Source organism: Mesorhizobium sp. (assembly GCF_004962925.1).
Classification (GTDB): domain Bacteria; phylum Pseudomonadota; class Alphaproteobacteria; order Rhizobiales; family Rhizobiaceae; genus Mesorhizobium.
The window spans coordinates 1-3,385 of the sequence record NZ_SUEO01000212.1 but is presented as its reverse complement, the minus strand read 5'-3'; the positions used below and the strand labels follow the sequence as shown (position 1 = coordinate 3,385).

The following is a 3,385-nucleotide window of genomic DNA, read 5'->3' as shown; positions in this document are numbered from 1 at the left end:
GTCGGCGCGGCACTGGCGGAGGCAGGCGCCGACCTCGATCTTCGCCGCCCCTATCAAGGCGATTCCCTGCCGGAAGATGCTGCCGAGCACGACGCCCTGGTGGTGCTTGGCGGCGGCCAGAACGCGCTGGCCGATCACGACTATCCCTATTTTCCCGCGTTGCTCGAACTGACCCGCGATTTCGCCCACAGGAACCGCGCCGTGCTCGGCATCTGTCTCGGCGGTCAGCTGGTCGCTCGCGCCTTCGGCGGCGAGAACCGGATCGGCGCTGCCAACGAATTCGGCTGGTGCGGCGTATCGCTGACGCCGGCCGCCAAGGCCGATCCGGTGCTCGGCGCGCTGCCCGAAAAATTCCCCATCTTCGAATGGCACGACGACACCTTTGTGCTGCCTGAAGATGCCGTGCGGCTCGCCGGCAACGGTGTCGCCGAGAACCAGGCGTTTCGCATCGGCCGCGCCGTCTATGGCTTTCAGTTCCATTTCGAGGCGGACCGGCCGATGGTCCGCGACTGGAGCAGGTCCTTCGCCCCGCTCATAGCCGAGCGACACCCTGACTGGAGTGACCGGCTCGACGACGAAATGGCCCGCAACGGACCGGATGCCGATGCCGCCGGGCTGGCCATCGCCCGAGCCTGGGTGGCGACGATCTGACGGCTTGTCAGTTCCGACGTTGCATATTTGGCACGCCGGCAAAAATCCGCTGTGGACAGCTTGTTTCGTCCTTGGCTTGTGGCCGCCCGCCAACCTAGAAGGCACGCGCTCTGCATCTTCCGTGCAACCGCGATGAACCCTTTGTGTCACTCGCGCGACACATCGCCGATACAGAACATCCCTAGAAGCGCGAAATCATATTTTCCGTTTCAACCCATTGGTAACCCGCCTCGTGCACAGATGCAGAAAGCTCAACAAGAGATGACGTCCGTGAAAGCAGCGCTTCTGTCCTTTGCCATGTTGTCGGCCATCGTGTTGTGCGGCCTCGGCACCTATGCCGGCGACGCAGCCAACAACCACAACGCCGTCGACGGCTACGGCGTCACCGCAGCGCTTCGCTAGGGCGTGTCACCCACAAACCTGCCTTTGGGCTTGACCCGAGGGTGCGCAGTGGTTTTGGGATGACGACATAAACAAACTAAGACTTGAAGCGCGACCCGCCTTAAGCCCTCTCACCTGACACCACCAGGATACGCTTGTCGGCGCCGTTCACGACGAGCGCGGTGAGGTTCCCCGTCTGGTAGGCGAGCGTGTCGATATTGACGCGGTTGACCATCACCTCGGCCTCCGGCACCGGCGTGTGGCCATGCACCACGATCTTCGGATGGAGGCCTGAATGGTTGTGGAAGATATCGCGGATCCAGATCAGGTCCTGCGTGGTCTGACTTTCCAGCGCAATGCCCGGCCGGATGCCCGCATGGCAGAAGAAGAAGTCGCCGAACGTCAGTGAAAACGGCAGCGACTGCAGGAAGTCGACATGGCTTTTCGGCACGGCCTCGACAAGTGCTGCATGGCCTTGCCGCAGTGCCACCTCGGACCTGCCGAACCACGCGCCGCCGCCTTCATTGATCGCCACGCCATAGGATTGCGCGGTCTGGATGCCGCCATAGCGCATGAAAAGCCCGTCTGCGTCGGGGGCATCGAGAAAATCAAGGAAGCCGATGTCGTGGTTGCCCGCGAGCATCAGGTGACGCGGGTCGCGTTTTCGCGCTTCGATCAAGAAGTCGAGGACCCCCTTGGAATCGGGGCCGCGGTCGACATAGTCGCCGAGATGAATGACACGCCAGTCGGCCGGCCGTGCCTGGCGGATCTCGGCCGCAATCCGGCGGTACATGGCGGCAAGCAGGTCGAGCCGGCCATGCACGTCGCCGACCGCATAGATGCGCATGCCTTCCGGTCCGCGCGCGTCGAGAAAGTGGATGCCGGGGGCAGTCAATGCTTCCATCTCCGTGATCATGCCGTCACGGGAGTCTAACGCCGAAGCTGATCCTTGCCCATGTCGGTTACCAGACGCTTTCCGCACAGCGCCAGCGTTATGTCCATCTCCTTGCGGATAATTTCCAAGGCTTTTGTAACCCCTTCCTTGCCGAGCGCGCCCAGGCCGTAAAGGAAAGGCCGGCCGATATAGGTGCCCTTGGCGCCGAGGCACAACGCTTTCAGCACATCCTGGCCCGAGCGGATGCCGCCATCCATATGGACCTCGATCGTGTCGCCGACCGCATCGGCGATCTCTTCGAGCACTCCGATCGATGACGACGCACCGTCGAGCTGGCGTCCGCCATGATTGGAGACGATGATCGCGTCGGCGCCCGTCTTGGCTGCCATCAGCGCGTCCTCCTTGTCGAGGATGCCCTTCAGGATCAGCTTGCCGCCCCAGCGTTCCTTGATCCAGGCAACGTCCTTCCACGACAGATGCGGGTCGAACTGCTCCGTCGTCCATGACGACAGCGAGGTGAGGTCGCCGACGCCCTTGGCGTGGCCGACGATGTTGCGGAAGGTCCGGCGCTTGGTGCCTGCCATGCCAATGCACCAGCCCGGCCTGGTCGCCACCTGCCACATGTGCTTCGGCGTGAAGCGCGGCGGCGCCGAAAGCCCGTTGCGGATATCCTTGTGGCGCTGGCCGAGGATCTGCAGGTCGAGCGTCAGCACCAGCGCCGAGCATTTCGCCGCCTTCGCCCTGTCGATGAGATCAAGGACGAAATCCTTGTCGCGCAGCACATAGAGCTGGAACCAGAATGGCTTCTTGGTCACTGATGCGACATCCTCGATCGAGCAGATGCTCATCGTCGACAGCGTGAACGGCACGCCGAATTCCTCCGCCGCCTGCGCCGCCAGCATCTCGCCGTCGGGATGCTGCATGCCGGTCATGCCGGTCGGCGCCAGCGCCACTGGCATCGCCACCTTCTCGCCGATCATGGTCGATTCCAGCGAGCGGTTGCTCATGTCGACCAGCACGCGCTGGCGGAATTTGATCTTTTGGAAATCCTCCTCGTTGGCCCGGTAGGTGCTTTCGGTCCATCCACCTGAATCGGCATAGTCGAAGAACATCTTCGGCACGCGGCGGCGCGCCAGGTCCTTGAGATCGGCGATGGTGAGGATCATGCTCATGGGCTTCCCGCTGGTTCTCGCTAATTCGTCGTTGTTGACTTTTCTTGTACGGCGCTCAGAGACTGTTTCGAAATTCGCTCTGGCGAGTCATATGGTGGTGGTTTCGAGAACCGGAGCGCAGCGGACATTAGAGCGCCGCGCGTCCAATTGGACGCGCAAAGGACGCTCTAACACTTTGCATTTGCGCATGATCGTTTCCGGAAACCGAAATTGGTTTCCGGGGTCATGCGCGGGTCCGTGAGCACCGGAAGCGCAGAAAACGCCATCAGATGGCCGCCAGAGTAGA

General features: G+C 62.2%; 4 protein-coding genes. 2 read left to right on the top strand and 2 right to left on the bottom strand.

All coding sequences use genetic code 11. The features are described from left to right. Both E5W87_RS29115 and E5W87_RS29110 read left to right on the top strand, forming a co-directional pair. On the top strand, positions 1 to 651 hold a 651-nt coding region (locus E5W87_RS29115; protein WP_292405424.1), incomplete at its 5' end, for a type 1 glutamine amidotransferase. Between the two features lie 270 nt (positions 652 to 921). Then, on the top strand, positions 922 to 1,053 hold the full coding sequence (locus tag E5W87_RS29110; protein ID WP_292405457.1) for a hypothetical protein: 132 nt from the start codon (positions 922 to 924) through the stop codon (positions 1,051 to 1,053). A gap of 100 nt (positions 1,054 to 1,153) precedes the next feature. Here E5W87_RS29110 and E5W87_RS29105 read toward each other — a convergent pair whose 3' ends face one another. Together E5W87_RS29105 and E5W87_RS29100 are read right to left on the bottom strand one after the other, a co-directional pair. Beyond that, positions 1,154 to 1,927: a metallophosphoesterase gene (locus E5W87_RS29105; RefSeq protein ID WP_292405421.1), complete on the bottom strand. Its 774-nt coding sequence runs from the start codon at positions 1,925 to 1,927 to the stop codon at positions 1,154 to 1,156. Positions 1,928 to 1,962: 35 nt separating this feature from the next. Next, positions 1,963 to 3,099: an alpha-hydroxy acid oxidase gene (locus E5W87_RS29100; protein WP_292405417.1), complete on the bottom strand. Its 1,137-nt coding sequence runs from the start codon at positions 3,097 to 3,099 to the stop codon at positions 1,963 to 1,965. Positions 3,100 to 3,385 lie beyond the last annotated feature (286 nt).